This window comes from Rubrivirga aquatilis, from assembly GCF_046845665.1.
GTDB lineage: Bacteria > Bacteroidota > Rhodothermia > Rhodothermales > Rubricoccaceae > Rubrivirga.
Genome location: NZ_CP177355.1, coordinates 805,147 through 828,318 on the forward strand (window position 1 = coordinate 805,147; position 23,172 = coordinate 828,318).

A 23,172-nucleotide genomic window follows, 5' to 3' on the forward strand; every position below is an offset into this window, starting at 1 on the left:
TCACGACCTTCGGGTCAGGGCGGCAGACTGGGTCTTTCGAGACCCGGACGGTTCCTTGACATGTTGATAGCCGTAGCAAAATTGTATTAGGTCGAGTCGACCTCCTTCGGGAAGTTGGCTCGTCTCGCTGAGAAAGATCATCGAGCGCTCTGGAGCATCTCCAGATCGTACGTAGACTCATATGAGGTCGCATCAAGCGACTAAGAGCACACGGTGGATGCCTTGGCACAAGAAGGCGATGAAGGACGTGATAAGCTGCGATAAGCGTCGGGGAGGGGCAAATACCCTGCGATCCGACGATTTCCGAATGGGAAAACCCAGCAGGCTGAAGGCCTGTTACCTGCATCTGAAAACATAGGGTGTAGGGGCTAACCCGGGGAACTGAAACATCTAAGTACCCGGAGGAAGAGAAAACAATAGTGACTCCCTAAGTAGTGGCGAGCGAACGGGGATTAGCCCAAACCGGCAGCATTTCGGTGCTGCCGGGGTTGTAGGACCTGCATACGGCGATCCGTTAGAAGAAGTCGAAGTGGTCTGGAAAGCCACATCACAGAGGGTGATAATCCCGTAGGCGTATTTCGAGCGGCGTCGCAGTGTTCCTGAGTACCACGGGACCGGAGAAATCTTGTGGGAATCTGCCAGCACCATCTGGTAAGGCTAAGTACTCTCTTGTGACCGATAGTGCACTAGTACCGTGAGGGAAAGGTGAAAAGAACGCCTAGTAGGCGAGTGAAATAGTACCTGAAACCGTGTGCTTACAACCAGTCGGAGCCCGCTTGTCGGGTGACGGCGTGCCTTTTGCATAATGATCCTACGAGTTACTCTTCACTGGCAAGGTTAAGGTGTTCAGCACCGAAGCCGAAGCGAAAGCGAGTCTGAATAGGGCGTATAGTCAGTGGAGGTAGACGCGAAACCAGGTGAGCTACCCATGGCCAGGTTGAAGCGCGGGTAAGACCGCGTGGAGGACCGAACGGGTGTCTGTTGAAAAAGGCTCCGATGAGCTGTGGGTAGGGGTGAAAGGCCTATCAAACTTGGAAATAGCTCGTACTCCCCGAAATGTATTTAGGTACAGCGTCTCTCTAAAGTGTGCCGGAGGTAGAGCACTGATTGGACGCGGGCCCTTCACCGGGTACCAACTCCAGACAAACTCCGAATGCCGGACACATGTTCAGAGGCAGTGAGGGCGCGGGTGATAAGATCCGTGTCCGAGAGGGAAACAACCCAGATCGACAGCTAAGGCCCCCAAGTCCATGCTAAGTTGACCAAAGGAGGTCGGACTGCTTAGACAACTAGGATGTTGGCTTAGAAGCAGCCATTCATTTAAAGAGTGCGTAATAGCTCACTAGTCGAGCGGTCCGGCATCGAAAATGTATCGGGCATCAAGCATGGCGCCGAAGCTTCGGATTCTACTACGTAGAGTGGTAGGGGAGCATTCCATCAGCGCTGAAGCCGTCCTGTGAGGGGTGGTGGAGCGGATGGAAGAGAAAATGTAGGAATGAGTAACGATAAGACAGGAGAGTAACCTGTCCGCCGTAAGCCTAAGGGTTCCTGTTCAACGTTAATCGGAACAGGGTTAGTCGGGACCTAAGCCGAGGCCGAAAGGCGTAGGCGATGGCAAACGGGTTAAATATTCCCGTACCACCCGAAATCGTTAACGTAAGGCGTGACGCAGTAGCGTAAGGTCCGCGACCCGACGGAATGGGTCGTTGAAGTACGTAGGCTGGAGCGGTAGGCAAATCCGCTGCTCCATTATGGCTGAAATACGAGAGTAGGGGGATCCGCAAGGTGAACCCATAGTGACCCCGAGCACACTGCCGAGAAAAGCGTCGTACGTTGATTAGGGTGCCCGTACCGTAAACCAACACAGGTAGGCGAGGAGAGTATCCTCAGGCGCTCGAGTGATGCGCGGTTAAGGAACTAGGCAAATTAGTCCCCTACGTTCGCAAGAAGGGACGCCACCCTCTGGGTGGCCGCAGTGAAAAGGCCCAACCGACTGTTTAGCAAAAACACAGCTCTCTGCCAAGTCGCAAGACGACGTATAGGGAGTGACACCTGCCCGGTGCTGGAAGGTTAAGGAAGGGAGTTAGCCCTTGTGGCGAAGCCCTCGACCGAAGCCCCAGTAAACGGCGGCCGTAACTATAACGGTCCTAAGGTAGCGAAATTCCTTGTCGGGTAAGTTCCGACCTGCACGAATGGTGCAACGAGTTGGGCACTGTCTCAACCGCGCGCTCGGTGAAATTGTGGTCCCGGTGAAGACGCCGGGTACCCGCAGCGGGACGGAAAGACCCCGTGCACCTTTACTACAGCTTAGCATTGACATTGGCCAAAACGTGTGTAGGATAGGCGGGAGGCTTTGAAGGGGCGTCGCTAGGCGTCCTGGAGCCACCCTTGAAATACCGCCCTCGTTTTGGTCGATGCCTAACCTACGGCCGTAATCCGGTCGGGGAACAGTGTTAGGTGGGTAGTTTGACTGGGGCGGTCGCCTCCCAAAATGTAACGGAGGCTCCCAAAGGTGCCCTCAGCACGGTCGGTAATCGTGCGTAGAGTGTAAAAGCACAAGGGCGCTTGACTGCGAGACATACAGGTCGAGCAGGTACGAAAGTAGGGTTTAGTGATCCGGCGGTTCCTCATGGATGGGCCGTCGCTCAAAGGATAAAAGGTACGCCGGGGATAACAGGCTTATCTCCCCCAAGAGTTCACATCGACGGGGAGGTTTGGCACCTCGATGTCGGCTCATCGCATCCTGGGGCTGAAGAAGGTCCCAAGGGTTGGGCTGTTCGCCCATTAAAGCGGTACGCGAGCTGGGTTCAGAACGTCGTGAGACAGTTCGGTCCCTATCTGCTGCGGGCGTTGGAGAATTGAGTGGAGCTGTCTTTAGTACGAGAGGACCGAGACGGACTGACCTCTAGTGTACCAGTTGTGACGCCAGTTGCATTGCTGGGTAGCTACGTCGGGAAGGGATAAGCGCTGAAAGCATCTAAGCACGAAGCCCACCACAAGATGAGTTCTCCCTTATAGGTCGTTCGAGATTAGGACGTCGATAGGCACTAGGTGTACGCACAGCAATGTGTTCAGCCGAGGTGTACTAATTACCTATGTGAGCTTGAAGCACTCCACCTCATACGTGTGTACGTATCGTGAGGAGACGTTCAAGACGCTCGATGGTTGTTTGAATGAGAGGCTTGGGTTCGCCCAGGCCGCCTGATACAATTTTGCTACGGCTATCCACATGTCGCTGATTTCTTGGTGACTATAGCGCGGGGGCTCCACCTCTTCCCATTCCGAACAGAGCCGTTAAGCCCCGCTGCGCCGATGGTACTGCCTTTAGGTGGGAGAGTAGGTCGTCGCCAAGTTCTTTTGAGCCCCGTCACTCGTTGAGTGGCGGGGCTCTTTTTTTGGGCGTGTCGGCGGTCGGCGATGTTTGTCTTGGCTCCGCCCCGTCGGGCAGATGAGTCCGTTCAGCCTAGGTGATGAAGCGCATCTGCCAATACAGTGGTATGGAGATCCTCTATTGAGGCATGACCATCGAGATGGCATACCCTCTCAGGTTCCGCCGCCACGATCTCTCGGTAGGCGTCGCGAATACGCTCGAAGTAGCTGTCCCCGCCCTGTTCCATACGGTCGTGAACGCGATTCTCTCGTCGGGTGGCAGCCGTCTCCAGCGCCACGTCTACGAAGTATGTCCGACCAGGGAGCGTATCGACCGTCGCAAACTGGTGTAGTGCATCTAACCAGCTGCGGTCCGCGAGGCCTCGCCCTGCGCCTTGGTAGGCCGTCGCCGAGTCGTGAAACCGGTCGGCTACGACAACTGCGCCGCGAGCGATCGCTGGCTGGATGACATCGGCGACGAGCTGCGCGCGGGCAGCGGAAAAGAGCAGGAGCTCGGCCCGACCACCGATCTCGGCCTCAGGGTCGAGGAGCAGTGCGCGAATCCGTTCGCCCAGGTCGGTCCCCCCGGGCTCTCGCACCTCGACCACATCGTATCCACGCTCGCGGAGAGCATCCGCGAGCAGCCTGGCCTGAGTGCTCTTGCCGGAGCCGTCGATTCCTTCGAAGCTGAAAAACATGGAGATGTGGGTTGCTGAAGCCAGAGAGAGGCCGAAGGAACATCCGGTGAGGGTGTCGTAAGAGGGCGACAAAGACGGCGCGCGGCCTGCCGACGTTCATTGCTTTGCCCCCTGAGGCCGACTATACTAGCGTACGCGCGGCGGGACTTCGGGCCGCGGGTCCCCCACTTGACAAGAGCCTCGCGCTCGACCCCGAATGTTCGATTTCGAGTTCGACGACTTCGGCGACGACCGGTCGGACGACCTCATCGAGGCGTACGAAGCCCACCTGCATGAGGGCGGTCCTGGCTTCTTCGACACCGACGACCTCGAGTACATCGCCACGACGTACTTCGAGACGGGCCGGATGGATGAGGCGCTGGCCGTCGTCGACGTCCAGATCGAGCGTACCCCTGGCTCCTCGGACCCGTGGATGCGCCGGGGCGTGCTGTTGAACCACCTGGACCGCCAGGACGAGGCACTCGAAGCCTACGACGAGGCACTGGCGCTCAACCCCGTCGATGCCGAGACACTCGTCAACCGAGGGATCACGCTCGACACCTTGGGCCGAGCTGAAGAGGCGGTCGAGGACTTCGACCGGGCGCTGATGTTCGACCCACTCGCGGCGGATGCCCTGTTCAACAAGGCCATCGCGCTGGAGAAGCTGGACCTCTTCGACGAGGCCGCGTCCGCGCTGGAGACCTGTGCCGAGGTCGACCCCGATCACCCGGAAGTCTGGTACGAGCTCGGCTTCTGCTACGACCAGCTCGACCGGCTCGACGACAGCGTATCCGCCTACGACCGCCAGATCGACGTCGACCCGTACGCGCAGAACGCGTGGTACAACCGGGGAATCGTCCTGAACCGGCTGGGCCGCACCGACGACGCCGTCGCCAGCTACGACTTCGCCGTCGCCATCGACGACGGGTTCACGTCCGCGTGGTACAACCGAGGCAACGCGCTGGCGGGCGCCGGCGACGCGCAGGGCGCGGCCGACAGCTACCTCAAGGTGCTTGAGCACGAGGACGGCGACGCGGCCACGTTCTACAACCTCGGCTTGGCCTACGACGATCTCGGTGACTACCCGACGGCCGTCGAGTACTTCCGCCGCGCCGTCGCTGATGACGCCGAGTACGCGGACGCGTGGTACGGCATGGGCTGCGCGCTCGACGGCCAGAGCCTGTACAACGAGGCGCTCGTCGCCTTTGCCCGCGCGATCGCGCTGGCGCCGGAGGAAAGCGAGTATTGGCATGCCCGCGCCGACACCGAGTACAACGCCGGTCGCCTGAGCGAGGCGCTGCGTGCGTACACGCACGTCGTCCGCCTCGACCCGTCCAACAAAGACGCCTGGCTTGACCTGGCGGAGACGCGGATGGAAGCTGGCTTGCGTGACGAAGCCCTCGACGCCTTCTCCCAGGTCGTCCGGCTCGACCCCGATTCGTCCGAGGCGCACCTGCGGCAAGCGTGGGCGCTCGCGTCGATCGGCCAGCGCGAGAGCGCGATCCGCTCGTTCCGCCGCGCCGCCGAGCTGGACCCGTCGCGGGCCGACGAGATCCGCCGGACGTACCCCGACCTGATGGGCGGCGACGCCCGCTCGACCGGCGTCTCACGCGGCGACGACCGGGGCTAGGTGGCCTCGGCCCGCGACGGAGCGATCACAGCCCGGACCCGGCTTGCCGTCCTGCTGGGCGACCCCGTCGGACATTCGCTGTCGCCCACGATCCACAACGCCGCGTTTCAAGCGCAGGGTATCGACGCCGTATACCTCGCGTGCGCCGTCGAGGCCGGGCGGCTGGCGTCGGCGGTCGAGGGGCTGGCGGCGCTGGGAGCGCTCGGCGCGAACGTGACGATCCCTCACAAGCAGACTGCGCTCGCGCTGGCTGGTGAGGCGACGCCGACGGCTCGGGCGCTCGGCGCGGCGAACACGCTCGTCCGCACCGAGGCCGGCTGGCGGGCGGACAACACGGATGTGGCGGGCTTCTTGACGCCTCTCGACGCGCATCGCCAGCGGCTGGCGGGAGCGTCGGTCGTCGTGCTCGGCGCCGGGGGCGCGGCGCGAGCGGTCGTGTATGCGGCGCTGGCGGAGCTGGGCGCCCGCGTGACCATCGCCGCTCGGCGGCGCGAGCAGGGCGAGGCGCTGGCGGCGGACCTCCGGGCCGTCGGGCCCGTCGCGGTGACGGGGCTCGACGACACTGCTGCGATCCGCGACGCCACGCTCGTCGTCAACGCGACGCCGCTGGGGATGGGGGGGGAGCGGATGCCGGTCGACGCGAGTGCGCTGCACGCCGGGCAGATCGTCTACGACTTGGTGTACCGACCGGCGGTGACGCCGCTGCTCGCGGCGGCGCAAGCCGCTGGCGGGACGACCATCGGCGGGCTCCCCATGCTGCTCGGCCAGGCCGCCGCCTCGTACCGACAGTGGACCGGCCGCGACTTCCCTCTCGACACCGCGTGCCGCGCCGCGCTCGCTGCCCTCGACCAATGACCGACGGGTCCATCTTGCGCCCCAGTCTTGCGGCCGACCCTCGCCTGGTCGCCGGGTTCACGACCCGAGACTTCTCGCCCGCCGAGGCCGGACAGGACGCCGCGCGCGCGCGCCTGGCGGAGGTCACCGGGCTGCCCGTCGCCTCCGCCGGGCAGGTCCATGGCAAAGCGGTCGCAGTCGTCGACGGGCCGGGGCACGTCCCAGCGCACGATGGCCTCGTGACGGCGACGCCGGGGCTCGTTCTCAGCGTCGTCGCCGCCGACTGCGCGCTCGTGCTGCTGGCGGACGCGGAGGCGGGCGTGGTCGGCGCGTGTCACAGCGGGTGGCGCGGGACGGTTGCTGGAGTCCTCGGCGAGACGATCGCGGCGATGGCCGCGCTGGGCGCAGCGCCCGCCCGGATGCGCGCGTACCTCGGCCCGTGCATCTCGACCGAGGCGTTTGAGGTCGGTGAGGAGGTGGCCGCCGCGTTCCGCGACGCCGTCGTCGCGCGGCGCCCCGAGTGGCCGCGTCCGCACGTCGACCTCAAGGCCGAGCTGGGCCGCCAACTGGCGTCGGCGGGCGTCGGCGACATCGAGACCGCGGGCGGCTGCACGGTCCGCGATGGCGATCGGTTCTTCTCGTATCGGGCCGAGAACGGCACGCCGGGGCGGATGCTGGGGTTCGTCGGGCTGCGGACGGGCGGCTGAGCCGGGCCGTGTATCTTCGCGGTCAACGAATAGCTGACCGACTGATCATGACTGAAGAAACGATGACCGGGGCCTCGACCGACGAGGCCACCGGCGACACGACCCGGTGGACGCTGCGCCCGGTCGATGACGAGCTGCTGGTGGAGGCGCTCGCGTCCGACCTTAACGACCTGCCCCACGCGCTCGCGCGCTCGCTCGCCCTTCGGGGCGTCCAGAGCTACGACGACGCCCACACGTTTTTCCGCCCGTCGCTCTCGCGCCTCCACGACCCGTTCGAGATGCGCGACATGGACCGCGCCGTCGAGCGCGTCGCCCGCGCCATCCGGACCGGCGAGCGCGTGCTCGTCTTCGGCGACTACGACGTCGACGGGACGACCTCGACGGCGATGCTGACCACGTTCTTGGCCAGCCAAGGGGTCGAGGCCAGTTTCTTTATCCCGAACCGCTTCGAACACGGATACGGCCTGAGCGCGCCGGGCATCGACGCGGCCGTGGAGCGCGGCGCGTCGCTCATCATCGCCATCGACTGCGGCATCACGGCCGTCGACGAGGCCGTGTACGCGGCCTCGAAGGGGATCGACTTGGTCATTTGCGATCACCACACCCCCGGCGAGACGTTGCCCGTAGCCGCCGCCGTCCTCGACCCCAAGCGCGAGGACTGCGACTACCCGTTCGACGGGCTCAGCGGCTGTGGCGTCGGCTTCAAGCTCATCCAAGCCGTGCTGAGCGAGCTGGGCTTGCCGCCCGAGGAGGCGTGGCCGTACCTCGACTTGGTCGCAGTCAGCACCGCCTGCGACATCGTCCCGATGGTGGGCGAGAATCGCGTGCTGATGCGGGCCGGGCTCAAGCAGTTGTGCGACGCCCCGCGCGTCGGGATCGCCGCGCTCGCCGAGCAGTCGGGGGTCGACCTCACCGCGTGTACGGCCTCGAAGATGGTCTTCCAGATCGGGCCGCGCATCAACGCCGCCGGGCGCATCGCGGACGCGAGCATCGCCGCCGAATTGCTGGCGTCGACCGACCCCGACGAGGCGCGCCGCTTGGTGGCCGAGATCGAGAGCCTCAACCTGCGCCGCCGCGAGCTCGACCGCCAGACGCGCGACGAGGCCTTCGAGATCGCCGAGCGCCTGATGGACGACGACCCGCTCGCGCTCGTGGTCTACAAGCCCGGCTGGCACCCCGGCGTCATCGGGATCACCGCCAGCCGCGTCGCTGAGAAATTCCACCGCCCGACGATCCTGCTCACGTCCGGCGGCGCCACCGGTCAGGCCAAGGGCTCTGCCCGCTCCGTCAAGGGCATCTCGATCTACGACGCGCTCGCGCAGTGCGCGGGCCTGCTCGACCGCTTCGGCGGCCACGCCTTCGCCGCCGGGCTCGCGCTGCCCATCGGACAGGTGGACGAACTGCGCGGGCAGCTGCAGGTCGCCGTCGGCACGGCCGTCACCGAGGCCGACCTGGTCCCGGAGATCGAGTTCGACGCCCCGCTCCACCTCGGCGACGTGTCGCCCCGGTTCTGGAGCGTCCTCAAGCAGTTCGGCCCGCACGGCCCCGACAACCTGCGCCCGACGTTTTGGGGCAAGGGCCTGCGCGTCGTCGGGCAGCCGTCGTGCGTCGGCGCCCAGAAGCAGCACCTCCGGATGCGCGTCGCCCAGATCGACGGCGGGCCCGTGTTCTCGGTGATCGGGTTCGGGCTGGCCGAAAAGCACGAGGCTGCGCTCGCGAGCGTCCGCCGGGGCCAGCCGCTGGAGTTGGCGTACCAGGTCGACGAGAACACGTGGAACGGGCGGACGACGCTCCAGCTTCGCGCCCAGGACCTCCGCTTGCAGGTCGACGCCTAGACCGACTCGCTGGCGGCGACGCTGATTCCGACCGCTAGGGCGTCCTCGGCGAGGGCGACCGCCGAGTCCGGAACGCCGAAGTGCTCGCCGACGGCGGCGCGAAGCTCCATCATCGCGAACGACGACACGACCGCGCTGGCGGCGCCGACGAGCGCGGGCAGGATCACGTTCTGGCGCCGCGCGGCGGCCACGGCCGCGCCGACGAGCGCGCCCGACCCGGCGCGGCCCGCCAGACCGAGCGGGGCCGTCCGCGACGGGGCGACGGGCAGCTTGTCGGCCACCAGTTCGCCGGCAGCGGCCACGGGGATCCAAAACGCAGCGGCGTCTGAGCCCAGAATGCCAGCGGGCTGGCGCGGCGCACGAGCGAGCCGCGCGAAGGGCGACCGGGCGTCGGACAGGGCGCGAGCGAGGACGGCGGGCGGCGTCAGACTGCGCATCCCGGCAGCCCATCCAAGGGCGGCGGCGAGGGCGGTCGTCATGGGGTTCGGAGCTCGGTGTGGGACTTCAGCACGCGGTCTCCGTCGGCCTGCTCGATGAGGTATGCCGGCTCGTTGCCGCTGGCGTTCCGTGTCACCTCGGTGCCCTTGATCGTCCGCGTCACGCGGCCGGTGAACGTCTCCCGGACGGTCCCACTGGCGGTGCCGCTGCCCCAGTCCCATTCGACCTCCGTTCCGTTGTCGTAGCCAGCCATCGTCGTGCGTCGGTAGTGAGCGGGTCCGACCCGGTTGTGCGCCCCCAGGTTCGGTCCGCCGTTCCGATCAGGTCGCGCCCGACCTCGAGACCGGGTTCTCAACCAAACAAGGGCCGGCCCCCACGAGGGGGACCGGCCCTGAAATCACGAACGGAGAACGCTCAGCTGCCGGCGCGCTCGGCCGCCAGGCGCACCGCCGCCGCCGCGTTGACGACGCCGCCGGTCATCGACAAGTCGGTAAACGAGACGGCCTCCTCGGAGCCCGGGCGCGGCGTGTCGTCGCCGAAGCGCGTCGCCGAGTCGAGCAGGATCTGGCGCACGTCTTCGGTGGAGAGGTCGGGGAAGTAGGCCATCACGAGCGCCGCGACGCCCGCCACGACGGGCGAGGCGAACGACGTGCCGTTCGCCGTCTGGATGCCGCCGCCCGGCTTGAGCGAGGTGACGCCCGCGCCCGGTGCGAACAGGTCGACCGACTCCCGCCCGTAGTTCGAGAACGACGCCGCGAGCGCCTTGGCGTCGGGCCCGCTCGCGCCGACCTCCAGCCACCCGTCGGTCCGGGTGCCGTCCAGGAACGTCCGGTTCGGGAAGTTGTCGGCGGTGTCGATGTCCTCGGCCGAGTTGCCCGCCGCGTGGACGAGCAGCACGCCGTTCTCGACGGCGTACGCGACCGCCGCGTCGACGGCGTCCTTGGCCGGCGAGTAGGCCTTGCCGAAGCTCATGTTGATCACGCGCGCGCCGTTGTCGACCGCATACCGGATCGCGTTCGCGATGTCCTTGTCGCGCTCGTCGCCGCCGGGCACGGCGCGGAGCACCATGATGCGGGCCGGGGCCACACCGTCGATACCGAGGTCGTTGCCGCGCGCGGCGGCCACCAGCCCGGCGACGCCCGTCCCATGGTTCGGGTCGGGCCCGGCCACATCGCCGTTGCCGTAGAGGCGCTCTGCAACGTTGGCGTAGTCGTCGCCGACCAAGTCGCGCTCGTCGTAGTCCGGGTTGAGGCCGTACGCGAGGCGGCTCTCGACGCTGGCGACGTAGTCGCGCAGGTCCTGGAGCGAGGCGCCCTGCTGGGCTAGGAATGCGAGCGGCCCGGCCTCCTCCGGAGGGACATCGGCGAGGTCATAATCGTCGCCGTAGCTCTCGCGGAGCTGGGCGTCGGCGGCCTCGGCGGCGGCCAAGAGCGGCGCGAGCTGGGCGGCCTGGGCTGCGAGGGGGGCGCGCTCCTCGTTGAGGGCGGCCTCGAGGGCGTCGCAGTCGTTGTACGTCGCGTCGGGCGTCTCCGCGCGGCACAGCGCGACGAGCCGCGCCAGCTCGTACGTGTCGTGCTCCATGTTGCGGCCGTCGGGGCCGCCCAAGAAGCTCCACCCGTGCACGTCGTCGACGTAGCCATTGCCGTCGTCGTCGACGCCGTTCCCGGCGATCTCGTCGGCGTTCGTCCACAGGACCGGCACCATGTCGGGGTGCGTGATGTCGACGCCGGAGTCGATGATGGCGACGACGACCTCGGTTGGGGTGCGGTCACCGAGGGCATCGTACGCGGCATCCAGGCTGATGCCGACCACGCCGGCGGCGTCGGAGTCGAGCAGGTGCCAGTCGGCGGGTGGGCCGTCGGCCTGGGCGAAAGCGGCGGGCGCCAGCGCGAGCAGCGCGGCGGCGAGGAGCGAGCGGGTCATCGGGAGGAGGTCTGGAAAGAAAGACGAGAACCGAGAACGGGCGCCACGCATCGTTCGCGTGACGCCCGCTCAAGGTTGCCAGAGAATCACGGGGGCGCTATTCGACGGCGGTGAGCACGGTCGTCGACGTGCCGTTGCCCATCTGGGCGCCGAGGCCGATCTCCGACTTGACGAGCAGGCCGGGGGCGTCCTGCGACACCCAGAGCGTCCCGTTGCCGCCGCCCGTGCCGTCGCCCTGCGTGAGCGCCACGACGAACGTCTCGAACGAGCCCGCCGGGACCTCGACGGAGTCGGTGCCGGTCACCTCGATCGTGTACGTGACGGGCTTCTGCGTCTGGCTGTCGAAGCCCGCGAACTGGGCGCGGTATCCCTCAGCGAGGGGCAACGTGCCCAGGCCGACGTACAGCGACGAGCCCTCGACCGCCAGCGGCGCGTCGAGCGCAGCATCGACGGGGATCGTCTGGCCCTGCGCCACGATCTCGCCCGTCACGCGCTCCGGCGCGTAGTCGAAGGCGACCGTGACCGGGCCCTGCGTCACCCGGCGCGAGAGCGGGCGGAGGTCGGCACTCGCGACGACCGTCGAGTCGACCGCCGCGCCCATCGGCGACTCGGCCGCGTCGACGATCACGAACGTGTCGCCGACCGACGAGACCGTCCGCGAGATCGCCAGTTCGAACGTCTGGCCCATCGCCTCGATCGTGCCGTCGAAGCTGGCGGTGAACGGCGCGAGCGCCGCTCCGTCGAACGTGCCGGCTCCGGCCGCTTCGGGTGCTTCGGCGAGCGTGACAGTTGCGGGGTCGACGGTCAGCTCCGCGAGGCGGGCCGAGACCTCGTCCGACATCTCCGTCTGGGCCCGACCGCCCAAGTGCTCGGCGAGGAAGATCTCGGTCGCCGCGTTCGACGCCAGCCGGTTCGTGGCGCCGCGGAAGCCGTGGCCCTCGTCTTGGGCCACGACGTACTGCACCGGGTAGCCGCGCTCGCGGAGCGCGATCACGATCTGGTCGCTCTCGGCCTGCTTGACGCGCGGGTCGTTCGCGCCCTGGATGATCAGGAGCGGCGCCGTGATCTGGTCCGCCGAGTTGAGCGGGCTCTGGGCGCGCAGCTGGGCCTCGCCCTCGGGCGTGTTCGGGTCGCCCATCCGCTCGTAGAACATCTGCCGGATCGGCGCCCAGTACGCGGGGATCGACTCCAGCAGCGTGATCAGGTTCGACGGGCCCACGATGTCGACGCCCGCGGCGTAGAGGTCGGGCGTGAACGCCAGCCCCGCCAGCGTCGCGTAGCCGCCGTACGAGCCGCCCATGATGCCGACGCGCTCCGAATCGGCGATGCCCTCGTCGATCAGCCACTGCGCGCCGTCCGTCAGGTCGTGCTGCATGGCGCCTGTGCCCCATTCGCCATTCCCCGCGTTGAGGAACGCCTTGCCGTAGCCGGTCGAGCCCCGGAAGTTGGGCTGGAGCACGGCGTAGCCGCGGTTCGCCAGGAACTGCGCGAAGCTGTTGTAGCCCCACGAGTCGCGGCTCCACGGGCCGCCGTGGACCAGCAGGACGGTCGGCAGATTCTCCGCCTCGACGCCCTGCGGAAGCGTCAGATACGCCGGGATCTCCATCCCGTCGCGCGCGGTGTAGCGGACCGGCGTCATCGGGGCGAGGTGCTCGGTCGGCAGCTCCGGCCGGCCGCGGTAGAGGAACGTCAGCTCTTTGGTGTCGCGGTCGAAGAGGTAGCGCGAGCCCGGGTCGGTGTCGCTAAAGACGGAGACCAGCCACGTCCGCTCGTCGCGCGTCCCGCCGCTGGGGCGGACCTCGCCGCCGGGCAAGAGCTCGCGCAACAGGTCGAAGTCGGCCGCGAAGGCGTCGTCCTTGGGGTAGATCCGCAAGCGGTCCCCGTTGTAGAACGTCGCCAGCATCTCGTTGGTGACCTCCGAGAAGGCCGCGCCGCCAAAGTCGACCTCGCCCTCGGGGTCGCGCTCCACGAGCGTCTCGGTGCCGGTCGCCGGATCGAACAGGATGAACTCGACCAGGTCGCGGTCGCCCTTGTTGGTCTGCATGTAGACGCGCTGCCCGTCGGGGTGGAAGCGGACCGGCCCGCACGTCTCGACGACCGAGCACGAGTACACGACCTCCCCGACGGCCCCGTCGGTGACCGTGAGCACCTCCGTCGAGCCGTCGCCGGCGGTGCGGAGCGCGAGTCGGATCTCGCCGTCGAGGTCGGTCAGCCAGCCCGCGATCTGCTCGGTGTTCTCGATGAGCAGCTCGCGCTCGCCGGTCGCGATCGCGACGCGGTAGACGTCGTGGTACGCCGGGTCGCGGTCGTTGAGGCCGACCAGGATGTGGCCCGGGTCGCCCTCGGGCACGTCCAGGATGATGGCGCGGACGCCCTCGGCGTCGGTCAGGTCGCGCGCCGCCGGCACGCCGTCGCCGGTCGCCCTGGTCGGGTCGACGGCCCAGACGTGGAAGTTCTCGTCGCCGCCCTTGTCCTGGACGTAGAGCACGTACGCCCCGTCGCGGCTCCAGAAGTAGCCGCCCACGGGCCGCGCATCCGCCGTCAGCGGCCGCGCCGCCTCGAACGGCTCGTCGATGCCCTTCACCCAGACGTTGAGGACCTCGTCGCCGTCGATCTCGACGGGCTTGAGGAAGGTCAGGTACTGCCCGTCGGGCGAGAGCTGGGCGCCGGTGATCTCGGGGTTGCCGAAAAAGAGGTCCCGGTCCAGGAGCGGCGGGAGCTCGGCGTCGACGAGCGCGGGCGCCGTCGGGGCGATCGGCGCTTGCGCGAGGGCGGGGAGAGCGAGGGTGGCGGCGAGGAGAAGGGCCAGGGGGCGCATGCGTGTGCGGTGGGTGTGCGAGACGGAACGAGGGCAGACTACGGCCTCGGTCGCGGCGCAGTTACGGCCGTGGCCGCCTCAGTCAGCCCGCGGACATCCGAGACGGGGCCGCGCCCCACCGTCTCGGTCCAGCGCGGCTACTCGCGCCTCAGCGTCGCGAACTGCCCGGGGTCTACCTCCAGTCGGATGGTCTCTCCGTCGTCGGAGACGGTTCCCGTCGCCACCTCGCCCTCGACGGTCAGTGAGATCGTCGGGTGGTCGTAGGTGCCCGTCCCCTCGGCCCCCGTGATGACTTCGTCGGAGGGGCCTCGCTCGACGATCAAGGCGCTGAATCGGAACGACCCCCCGCTCGCCGTCTCCGGGATGTCGAGGGTCGCTATGGTCTGAGTCGTCCCGAGATCCTCGGTGACGCCGGAGTAGGTCCCGCCGACGACGAACTCTTCCGTCGAGTCACAGGCTGCGAGAGCGACGACGAGGAGCGCGAGGGAAAAAAAACGACGACGCATGTCTTTGGTATGTGGAGTGCGGCGTGCAAAGTACAGGGGCACATGAGGGCTCGCGGTAAGAAAGTCTGCCCCCCGTTCTCGAGCGTTCGTCGTCGGCGCCGGACACGCACCGGGCACTCGCACGCGGCTTGCGACGTTGGCACCCGGCACCGCCTGCACCGATCCCGCCCGTCGCTACGCCCTTCAACTCCCCGCCAGCCGAATGCCGCGCATCCTCTGGGCCGACGACGAGATCGACCTGCTCAAGCCCCACGTCCTCTTCTTGGAAGCGAAGGGGTACGCCGTCGACACCGTCTCGAATGGCACCGACGCCGTCGACCGCGCCCGGGGCGGCGGCTACGACGTCGTCTTCCTGGACGAGCAGATGCCCGGCATGGGCGGCCTCGACGCGCTCCAGGCCATCAAGGGCGACCGCCCCGAGACGCCGGTCGTGATGATCACGAAGTCCGAGGAGGAGCACCTCATGGAGGACGCCATCGGCCGGCAGATCGCCGACTACCTCATCAAGCCGGTCAACCCGAAGCAGATCCTGCTCTCGGTCAAGAAGATCTTGGACGGCGCCCAGATCCGCGGCGCGGCCGTCCAGCGCGACTACCTCCAGGGCTTCGGCGAGCTCTCGTCCCGCATCTCGGGCGACCTCGACGCGACCGAGTGGGTCGAGGTTTACGAACAGCTCGTCCGCCACGACCTCGACCTCGAGGGCGCCGACGACGGCGTCCGCCAGATCCTGGACGACCAGTACCGCGAGGCGAACGGCCGCTTCGCCGAGTTCGTCGAGGGCGTCTACCCGCGCTGGATCGAGAAGGCGCGCGCCGGCGACAAGCCCGATCGCGCGCGCCCCGTGCTCAGCCACGAGGTGCTCCAGACGCATGTCTTCCCCCACCTCGGCGACGTGGGCGCCAAGCCCGAGCGGCCCGTCGTCTTCTTCCTCATCGACTGCCTGCGCTACGACCAGTGGCTCTTGTTCGAGCGCCACCTCCACGGGCTCTACGACATCGACCGCGACTGGCACTTCGGGATTCTGCCGACCGCGACGCCGTTCTCGCGCAACGCCCTGTTCGGCGGGATGCTGCCCGTCGACCTCGCCAAGCGGCACCAGAACTACACCGTCGACGAGCGCCACGACGAGGACTCGCTCAACGCCCACGAGGCGGAGTACCTCGACGACCTCCTGCAGCGCAAGCACCGCGGCGACGTCCGCGTCCGCTACGACAAGCTGGTCTCGCAGAACGACGGCCACCAGTTCGCCGACCGCGTCACGGACCTCTTGCAGCACGACCTGTCGGCGGTCGTCGTCAACTTCGTCGACATCCTGGCGCACAGCCGCTCCGACACCCGCATCCTGAAGGAGATCGCGCCCGACGTGCCCGCGTATCGCGCCTTGTCCGCGACGTGGTTCGACCACAGCTGGCTCCGGTCGGTCTTCGAGGAGCTGGCGCGGCACGACTGCACGGTCGTGGTCAGCACCGACCACGGGGCCGTCCGCGCGCTCCACCCGGCCAAGGTCATCGGCGACCGCGAGGCGTCGACGAGCCTGCGCTACAAGCACGGCCGCAACCTCAAGGTCGACGACGCCGACGCCATCTTTATCAAGGACCCCGAGAGCTACGGCTTGCCGCGGCTCGGCATCAACGAGACGTACATCTTCGCGCGCGGCGACAGCTACTTCGTCTACCCGACGAACTACAACCGCTACGCCAACCAGTACCGCGACACGTTCCAGCACGGCGGCGTGACCATGGAGGAGTGCCTCCTCCCGGTCGTGACGTTGCGGCCGAAGGGGTAGGTGGCGCGCGCGACCCGGGTCCGCTGGCTCCGGACGGCGGGGCTCGCCGTCGTCCTCGGGCTGGCGATCCTCGTCGGCGGGTGGCGGCTGAGCAAGTCGCGCCACTACCAGCTGTTCGGCGGCCTCGTGACGCGGGTCGAGACGGACCAGCGGGTCGTGGCCCTCACCTTCGACGACGGCCCGACGCCGGCGGGCACCGACACCGTGCTGCCCTTGCTCGATAGCCTCGGCGTCCGAGCGACGTTCTTCGTGACGGGCCGGGAGATGGCGGCGCACCCGGACGAGGGGCGCCGTTTGGTGGACGCGGGCCACGCGCTCGGCAACCACTCGTACTCGCACCGGCACATGGTCTTCCACACGCCGGGGTTCGTCCGGCGCGAGCTGGAGGCCACGGACGCGCGGATCCGGGCGGCCGGGTGGGAGGGCGACATCGCGTTCCGGCCGCCCTACGGGAGACGGCTGGCCGTGCTGCCCTGGATCCTCCGCCAAGCGGGCCGTGAGACGCTGCTCTGGGACGTGGAGCCGGAGTCGTTCCCGGCGGTCGCCGCCGACCCCGAGCGGATCGCTGAGCACGTCGCGGCGCGCGTGCGGCCTGGGTCGATCGTGCTGCTCCACGTGATGGTGGCCTCTCGGGCGACGTCGCGGGAGGCGGTGCCGCTCGTCGTCGAGCGGCTGCGGGCGGAGGGCTATCGGTTCGTGACCGTGCCTGAGTTGCTGGCACTGCGCGCGCCCTAGCGCCCGCCCGCCCCCCTGCGTCGGCGGCCATCGACGGCGGGGTGTCGACAAATGGACCCCGTGCCCTACGTTGCGGCATGGACGCTCCCCCGAAAGGCTACCTCGCGGCGATTGTCGAGCGGCGCCTCGACGTGACCCCCGACCTCGCGGTCTTCTGGCTCCGCTCGCCCGAGCCGCTGGCGTTCAGGCCCGGTCAGTACGTCACGCTCGCGGCGCCGAACGCCAGCGGGCGCGTCGTCAAGCGGGCGTACTCCGTCGTCAGCGCGCCGCACGAGCCCCTCGTGGAACTCGTCATCGAGCTGGTCGAAGAGGGCGAGATGACACCGCTGCTGTGGCCGCTCCGGGAAGGCGACACCGTGTGGGTCCGCAAAAAGGTCGTCGGCCACTTCTTGCTCGACGCCGAGCGGACGTGCCACGTAATGGCCTGCACCGTCACCGGCATCGCGCCCTTCCTGTCGATGATCCGGGCGCACGCAGCGTCGCTGGCGGCGGGCGAGACGGTGCCCGACCATCGCTTTCTCGTCGTTCACGGCGCCAGCCACGCCGTCGAGTTCGGACAGTACCTCGATGAACTGGCAACGCTCGCCGAGACCGGGTGGGTCGAGGCCGTGTCGACGGTCAGCCGCCCGTGGGCGGATGCGGCGTGGACCGGAGAGGTCGGCCGCGTCGAGGACGTCGTCCGCAAGCACCTCGACCGGCTGGCGTGGGAGCCGGACGCCGTGGCGGGCTACGCCTGCGGCAACCCTCAGATGATCGAGACGGTACGCGGCATCCTGCGCCGCGCCCGCGTCGACGACGCGCACGTCCACGAGGAGAAGTACTTCACCGTGGGCGAAGCGGGGACCCCTGCCGAGGCGCCCACGCCAGCGCCGGCCGCCGCGTTCAAGCGTCCGCCCGTGCTCCCGGGGCGCGGGCCCGGCAGCGTCGTGCTGAAGACGGCACCCCGCCCGAAGCGGCCGAGCGAGTAGCGCCGGGGGAGGCACGGCGTGCGACCTTGCGGCCTCACCCCTCCGCTCGCCGTGTCCCCGACTCGCCTCCTCGCCGCCCTCCTGTTCGTGGCGCTCCCGTTCGCGGCTCAGGCCCAGCCCGCCGCCGACTCGTCCGACGTGGCGACCATCGATGGCGTGATCCGCGCCTACTACGAAGTCGTCTCCGGCCCCGCCGGCCAGCCGCGGGACTGGGCCCGCGACAGCACGCTCCACCACCCCGACGCGATCGTCACCGTCGTCCAGTCGGGCCCGGACGGGACGGTAATCGCGCCGACCGACCTGGCGGGCTACCACGCGGGCGCCGACGGGCTGGCGGACGTGGGCTTTTTCGAGGTCGAGATCGCGCGCGTCGTCCAGCAGCACGGGGCCGTGGCGCACGTCTGGAGCACGTACGAGTGGCGCCGCGAGGTCGACGGCCCGGTCGGCGGGCAGGGCGTCAACACGATCCAACTGGCGCACGACGGCGGGCGGTGGTGGATCGTCTCGTGGATGTTCGACGGGCGGAGCGACGCGCCTCCGGTGCCGGACGCGTACCTGCCCCAGCCTTCCATCCCCGAGGCCAACCCGCCGGAGTAATCAGCGGCCGGGCGAGGCGGGCGCGAGCCGCCAGCCGGACGGCGTGGCGTGGAGCGTCGTGCCGGGTGGCGTGTCCGACGGCTGCGCCGCGCCGAGGTCCGTCGACGTGCGCCCCTGCGCGGGGCCGTCGGCGGCGGTGAACGTGCCCTCGTAGCTCCAGAATACGGTGACCGCGCCGTCGGGGGCGACGAGCGCCAGCCCGTCGGGCGAGCCGTTTTGGAGGACGACCGGCGTCCACACGGCGCCGCTGGCGGGGAGCGTCCCCGAGAGCGAGACGGTCTCGTAGAGCCGCCCGCCGCTCCCGTTGTAGAGCGCCAGCGTCCACCCGCCGAGCGCCGTGCCGGGGTCGCCGCGGACCTCGACGCCCTCACCGGTGTCGGCGCCCGCGTTGTCGTAGTGGATCTCGGAGACGGACAGCGCCCCGCGGGCGGCCGGCGCCGGAGTGGGTGGGGCGGATGCGGAGGGCTCAGGGGTGATCGGTCCCGCCCCCCAGATCCGGTCTGCGAGGGCCGGGTCTCCGACGAACGGGTTCTCGGTCCCCTGGAGGCTGGCGACCCAGGCGCTCCGTGCGCGCTCGGCGGCGTCCGGCGGGTCGGCGCGGTTCCACGCCAGCAGGTCCTCGCGCATGGTCTGGAAAAAGGCGGGGTCGGCGCGGTCGGGGTAGACGGCGGCGACGTAGAACACGGCCCGCGCGACATCGCCCTTGCGGGCTTGGGGCGGCTCGAACAAGCCCGCGCCTCGCTCAGCCCATCCGTCGATGTCGGCGCGTGGGGTGTTCGACTGGCTGGCGTCGGCGCGGTACCACGCATCGGCGCGTCGGTCGGGGACCTCGCCGAAGGGGAGGTTGCCGCGCGAGCTGTTGACGCCCTCGCGCTCGGGGAACAGGTGGTGGAGGTCGCTCTTGAGCGGCTCCGCGCGCGCGCCCATCGACTGCGGCCACACGTGCTCTGCGTTCATGCCAGCCGCCATCGCCGCTTGCGACTCGTCACCGGGCCCGAGCCGGATGCACCAGCCGGTGTAGAGGCCGCAGACGCCGCCCGCGTCGTTCTCGTGGGCGTAGAGCACGTCGCGAGCGCGCGCGTAGCCCAACGTCCGGTCCGGCGAGAAGTCGCGGTCGACCGCCGCCAGCAGGGCCGCCGGGTCACTGGCGGCGCCGGGCGTGGGGCCGTCGTCGAACGTGCCGGCGGTCGAGACGCCGCCGCTGTCGTCGTCGAAGGCCCCGGCCGTCGAGACCCGGTCGCCGCCGCAGGCGGACACGGCGAGGGCGAGAACGAGGAAGCGGACGGGCATCGGCAGGCGGCAGGGCCCGATGGTACGCCGCCCGCTGTGATCGGAGCCCGGTGGCCGCTCTCGCTCGGCAGACCCCCCGTCCGCGCAGCGCTCCGCGAGCCCCGCTGGCGCCAGCTCCGGAGCGGATTCGCTAGCCCGCCGCGACGCCGCGCGGACTGTCCCCCTTGCCAAGGGGGGCTGCCGAGCACGTCGGTCGCAGTCAACCGCCGCGCGCGCCTACGTCTCCTCGTCGACGTAGGCCACGTGGCGGAAGTAGGTCTGGTCCTCGAACGACGCGCCGAGCGCGCCGACGCCGATCCCCAGCGCCGAGACGAACCCGGCGAACGCGAGCACCTCGTCGGGCCCGACGGGCCGGCCCAGCGAGCCCGCCCAGCCGTCCAGGATCGCGCCGTCGAAAAACAGGATGCGGAGCGCGAGCGTGGCCCCGAACAGCAACGCCCACGTGGTCGACATCCCGAGCCCGAGCGCGAGGAGGATCGAGGCCGACTGCACGACCTGCTGCTCGGTCCGCACCTGCCCGTGGCGCCGCGCCAGCAGGCCCTGCTTGCGGATGAGGTAGCCGCTCGTGCCGACGATGGCCACCACCGACAGCGCCGCGACGAGCGCGAGGGGCTGGCGCGTGCCGAGGTCCCACGCCTCGGCCGTCATCACGAGCACGATCAGTGTCGAGGCCGCGGCCGTGGTGAGCTTCGAGAGCTGGAACGGGAAGCGCCAGGGGCGGATCTGCAAGACGGTGTCGGCCACGTCGGACCAGTTGAGCACGAGCGCTTTCGCGGCGAAGGCCACGTTCCCGAGCCGCTCGAACGCCGACTCCTCCTCCATCCGGGGGTCGGCCACGTCGGCGACTTCGGCCTCGATCTCGGTCCGGTTGGGCTCGGAAAAGGAGAGCGACGACCGGTCGAGGTCGGCGGGCGAGCGGGGCGGGTACATCACGGCGTCCTCGCGCGTCTCGTGGTCGAGCCCGTTGAGGTGGCCGAAGGCGTGGAGCGCGAGCGCCGCGAGCCGGTGCGCGAACCGGTCCGTCTGCTCGGCGTCGCTGAGGTCGGGCTGGCGCGTGCTCGGGTCCAGACGCGCCAGCGACAGCGCGGCCACGTCGAGCGCCTGCGACGGCGTGGCCAACGTGAACGGCCGGAACCGGGCCCGCAAGTCCGCGCCGGTGACGACGAGCGCGAAGTCCCACCCGGCCACGCGCCGCTCGGTCGCCCCGGCGTCGAGCAGGTCGACCGGCTCCACCTCCTGACCGCCCGCGTGCAAGTCGGTCCGCCGGACGATCGGGAACGACCACGCAAAGCCGGGCAGCTCGGACCGGAGCGCCTGCCGAACGAGGACGCGGGCGCGTTTCAGCGCCGCCGCCTGCGCCTCGTCGAGCGGGCCCGCCTGCACCCACCCGACGACGACGGCGGGGACGTGGGGCTCGGCGTCGAGCGGCGGGGCGTCGGCGGGGGGCGGCGTCTCGGGCATGGGCCGAAGGTCGCACCGGGGCGGGCACGTGTCGAGGGACGCGCGCCCGGGTGGTCCCGACCGCCGTCGCTCCACGTAGGGGCGTATCGCGATACGCCCCTACCGGCCGATCTCGCTCTGTGCTGACACCCCGCGACCCAGGGCCTCCGATGCGCCTCGGCACGGCACGGCCCCCGCCGTACGTTCCGTCCGCCTCCGACCGACTGCCCATGCGCCGCCTCGTCCTCCTCGCCCTCGCCCTGCCGCTGGCGGTCGCCGCCCAGACGCCCGCGCTCACCGTCGACTACGAGCGGTTCCGGCTCGACAACGGGCTCGACGTGATCCTGCACCGCGACGCCTCCGTCCCCGTCGTCACCGTCAATACGTGGTACCACGTGGGCAGCGCGCGCGAGGCGCCGGGGCGGACCGGGTTCGCCCACCTCTTCGAGCACCTGATGTTCGAGGGCTCGGGCCACGTCCCCGAGGGCGCCATCGACACCTGGCTCGAAGAGGCCGGCGGCGGCGCAAACGGCTCGACGACGCGCGACCGGACCAACTACACGACGGACGCGGCCTCGAACGGACTCGAGACGGCGATCTATCTCGACGCCGACCGCATGGCCTCCCTCTTGGACGCGATGTCGCCCGAGAGCGTCGACGGCCAGCGCGACGTGGTCAAGAACGAGCGGCGCCAGAGCGTCGAGAACCGGCCCTACGGGTACGCCTTCTCGGTCCTGGGCCAGACGCTCTTCCCCGAGACGCACCCCTACCACTGGCCCGTCATCGGGTCCATGGACGACCTGTCGGCCGCCAGCTACGACGACGTCGTGAGCTTCTACCGGACCTACTACACGCCCAACAACGCCAGCGTCGTCGTCGCGGGCGACCTCGACCTCGCGCAAGCGCGGGCCTGGGTGACCGAGTGGTACGGGGCCATCCCGCGCGGGCCCGAGCCGCCGCTTCAGCCCGTCGCCCGGCCGACGCTCGGCCGCGAGCACCGGCTGGTGCTGGAGGACGACGTCCAGCTGCCGCGACTGTACCTCGCGTGGCACAGCCCGGCGCGGTACGCCGCCGGCGACGCGGCGCTGGAGGCGCTCGCGGGCGTGCTCGCCGGCGGCAAGACCTCGCGCCTGTACCGCGCGCTCGTCTACGAGCAGGAGATCGCCCAGGACGTGGCGGCCTTCCAGGCCGGCGACCTGGCCGGCGGCACGTTCTACGTGATGGCGACCGCCCGGCCGGGCGTCGACCTCGACGCCATCGAGGCGGCGATCGCGGCGGAATTGGCGGACATCCGCGCCGAGGCGCCTGACCCTCGCGAGCTGGAGCGCGTCGTCAACGGTGTCGAGGCGCAGTTCCTCGATAACCTCGAGACCATCGACGGCTTCCGCGGCAAGGCCGACCAGCTCAACAGCTACCTCTTCTTTACCGGCACGCCGGACTACTTCGAGGAGGACCTCGCGCGGTACCGCGCGCTCGCGCCGCGCGACCTGAGCGACGCGGCGATGAGCTTTCTCCGCGACGACGCCCGCGTGGCGCTCTCCATCGTCCCCGCTGGCGAGCCCGCCCTGGGCCTCGACGGCGCCGCCCCCGTCACGCCCAAATTCTAGAGTCCCCGGTCG

Annotated in this window: 17 protein-coding genes and 2 rRNA genes; 11 read left to right on the forward strand and 8 right to left on the reverse strand. The window is 69.1% G+C overall.

Annotated elements, in window-relative coordinates:
* Positions 1-190: 190 nt before the first annotated feature.
* Together ACLII4_RS03480 and rrf are read left to right on the forward strand one after the other, a co-directional pair.
* A 23S ribosomal RNA gene (locus ACLII4_RS03480) occupies positions 191-3,111 on the forward strand.
* A 131-nt stretch (positions 3,112-3,242) separates the two neighbouring features.
* Positions 3,243-3,353, forward strand: a 5S ribosomal RNA gene (gene rrf, locus ACLII4_RS03485).
* Positions 3,354-3,458: 105 nt separating this feature from the next.
* On the opposite strand, the gene tmk is transcribed toward rrf, so the two are convergent.
* Positions 3,459-4,067, reverse strand: coding sequence for a dTMP kinase (gene tmk / locus ACLII4_RS03490; protein ID WP_412069506.1), 609 nt, complete (start codon positions 4,065-4,067; stop codon positions 3,459-3,461).
* A gap of 196 nt (positions 4,068-4,263) precedes the next feature.
* Here tmk and ACLII4_RS03495 point away from each other — a divergent pair, with 196 nt between their 5' ends.
* From ACLII4_RS03495 to recJ, 4 genes are read left to right on the forward strand one after another with little or no spacing between them, the layout of a single operon-like run.
* Positions 4,264-5,676: a tetratricopeptide repeat protein gene (locus tag ACLII4_RS03495; RefSeq protein WP_412069507.1), complete on the forward strand. Its 1,413-nt coding sequence runs from the start codon at positions 4,264-4,266 to the stop codon at positions 5,674-5,676.
* On the forward strand, positions 5,677-6,531 hold the full coding sequence (locus tag ACLII4_RS03500) for a shikimate dehydrogenase (protein WP_412069508.1): 855 nt from the start codon (positions 5,677-5,679) through the stop codon (positions 6,529-6,531).
* Complete coding sequence (gene pgeF / locus ACLII4_RS03505) at positions 6,528-7,217, forward strand: peptidoglycan editing factor PgeF (RefSeq protein ID WP_412069509.1); 690 nt, start codon at positions 6,528-6,530, stop codon at positions 7,215-7,217. The genes ACLII4_RS03500 and pgeF overlap by 4 nt, the downstream gene beginning before the upstream one ends.
* Positions 7,218-7,264: 47 nt before the next feature.
* The gene (gene recJ, locus ACLII4_RS03510) at positions 7,265-9,052 is read left to right on the forward strand and encodes a single-stranded-DNA-specific exonuclease RecJ (RefSeq protein WP_412069510.1); all 1,788 of its coding nucleotides are present in this window, start codon (positions 7,265-7,267) and stop codon (positions 9,050-9,052) included.
* Here recJ and ACLII4_RS03515 read toward each other — a convergent pair.
* The 5 genes from ACLII4_RS03515 to ACLII4_RS03535 all read right to left on the reverse strand — a co-directional run bounded on the left by ACLII4_RS03515 (position 9,049) and on the right by ACLII4_RS03535 (position 14,737).
* Complete coding sequence (locus tag ACLII4_RS03515) at positions 9,049-9,531, reverse strand: DUF4126 family protein (RefSeq protein ID WP_412069511.1); 483 nt, start codon at positions 9,529-9,531, stop codon at positions 9,049-9,051. The genes recJ and ACLII4_RS03515 overlap by 4 nt on opposite strands.
* Positions 9,528-9,743, reverse strand: coding sequence for a DUF2945 domain-containing protein (locus tag ACLII4_RS03520; RefSeq protein WP_412069512.1), 216 nt, complete (start codon positions 9,741-9,743; stop codon positions 9,528-9,530). The genes ACLII4_RS03515 and ACLII4_RS03520 overlap by 4 nt, the downstream gene beginning before the upstream one ends.
* A 161-nt stretch (positions 9,744-9,904) precedes the next feature.
* Complete coding sequence (locus tag ACLII4_RS03525) at positions 9,905-11,413, reverse strand: S8 family serine peptidase (RefSeq protein WP_412069513.1); 1,509 nt, start codon at positions 11,411-11,413, stop codon at positions 9,905-9,907.
* Between the two features lie 97 nt (positions 11,414-11,510).
* Positions 11,511-14,231, reverse strand: coding sequence for an alpha/beta fold hydrolase (locus ACLII4_RS03530; protein WP_412069514.1), 2,721 nt, complete (start codon positions 14,229-14,231; stop codon positions 11,511-11,513).
* Positions 14,232-14,368: 137 nt separating this feature from the next.
* Complete coding sequence (locus tag ACLII4_RS03535; RefSeq protein ID WP_412069515.1) at positions 14,369-14,737, reverse strand: hypothetical protein; 369 nt, start codon at positions 14,735-14,737, stop codon at positions 14,369-14,371.
* A 202-nt stretch (positions 14,738-14,939) separates the two neighbouring features.
* Here ACLII4_RS03535 and ACLII4_RS03540 point away from each other — a divergent pair, with 202 nt between their 5' ends.
* The 4 genes from ACLII4_RS03540 to ACLII4_RS03555 all read left to right on the forward strand — a co-directional run bounded on the left by ACLII4_RS03540 (position 14,940) and on the right by ACLII4_RS03555 (position 18,823).
* On the forward strand, positions 14,940-16,523 hold the full coding sequence (locus ACLII4_RS03540; protein ID WP_412069516.1) for a response regulator: 1,584 nt from the start codon (positions 14,940-14,942) through the stop codon (positions 16,521-16,523).
* Positions 16,524-17,258 carry a polysaccharide deacetylase family protein gene (locus ACLII4_RS03545; RefSeq protein ID WP_412069517.1) on the forward strand — a complete coding sequence of 245 codons (735 nt, stop codon included), beginning with the start codon at positions 16,524-16,526 and terminating at the stop codon, positions 17,256-17,258.
* A 77-nt stretch (positions 17,259-17,335) separates the two neighbouring features.
* Positions 17,336-18,226, forward strand: a complete 891-nt coding sequence (locus tag ACLII4_RS03550; protein WP_412069518.1) for an FAD-binding oxidoreductase — start codon at positions 17,336-17,338, stop codon at positions 18,224-18,226.
* A gap of 51 nt (positions 18,227-18,277) precedes the next feature.
* The gene (locus tag ACLII4_RS03555; protein ID WP_412069519.1) at positions 18,278-18,823 is read left to right on the forward strand and encodes a nuclear transport factor 2 family protein; all 546 of its coding nucleotides are present in this window, start codon (positions 18,278-18,280) and stop codon (positions 18,821-18,823) included.
* On the opposite strand, the gene ACLII4_RS03560 is transcribed toward ACLII4_RS03555, so the two are convergent.
* Positions 18,824-20,113, reverse strand: a complete 1,290-nt coding sequence (locus ACLII4_RS03560) for an endonuclease I family protein (protein ID WP_412069520.1) — start codon at positions 20,111-20,113, stop codon at positions 18,824-18,826.
* A gap of 216 nt (positions 20,114-20,329) precedes the next feature.
* The gene (locus ACLII4_RS03565) at positions 20,330-21,574 is read right to left on the reverse strand and encodes a DUF2391 domain-containing protein (RefSeq protein WP_412069521.1); all 1,245 of its coding nucleotides are present in this window, start codon (positions 21,572-21,574) and stop codon (positions 20,330-20,332) included.
* A 209-nt stretch (positions 21,575-21,783) separates the two neighbouring features.
* On the opposite strand from ACLII4_RS03565, the gene ACLII4_RS03570 reads away from it, so the two are divergent.
* Entirely contained in the window at positions 21,784-23,160 is a 1,377-nt protein-coding gene (locus ACLII4_RS03570) for a M16 family metallopeptidase (protein ID WP_412069522.1), read from the forward strand.
* Positions 23,161-23,172: the final 12 nt, after the last annotated feature.